Source organism: Cupriavidus sp. SIMBA_020, from assembly GCF_046535395.1.
Taxonomy (GTDB): domain Bacteria; phylum Pseudomonadota; class Gammaproteobacteria; order Burkholderiales; family Burkholderiaceae; genus Cupriavidus; species Cupriavidus campinensis.
In genome coordinates this window covers 1-353 of record NZ_JAWRWU010000176.1, presented here as the reverse complement: position 1 = coordinate 353, position 353 = coordinate 1, and the positions used below count along the sequence as shown (strand labels likewise).

Genomic DNA, 353 nt, shown 5'->3' with positions numbered 1-353 from the left:
CGGCGATCAGCGGGCTGCTGAATACGCGGCGCGCGGCGGCGAGCGTGAGTTCGCGGTCGTCGGTGGCGGCCATCAGCATCCAGTGCGTCTGGCCGATGCGCTGATACAGCAGGTAATCGCCGCGCCGCTCGATATAGCCCGAGCCACGCTGCATCCAGCGCCCGGTGGAGTCGCGCGCGATCTGCAGCAGCGCGAGGCTGAAACGACGCGGGCGTTCCTCGGTGAGCACGCCGTTGCGAAAGTAGACCACGTTGCCGTTATTGTTCAGGAGACCGAATTCAACCGGCGGCGCGTTTTCCAGTACGTCGCCGGGGTCGGCCGTCGCCAGTTGCAGCGAGAGCAGACGCGACTGC

At 66.9% G+C, this 353-nt stretch carries 1 protein-coding gene; it reads right to left on the bottom strand.

Annotation, left to right across the window (positions count from 1 at the left end; genetic code table 11):
* Positions 1-353, bottom strand: a 353-nt coding sequence (locus tag SB751_RS28700) for a hypothetical protein (RefSeq protein WP_410748873.1), incomplete at both ends; no start/stop codon positions are given.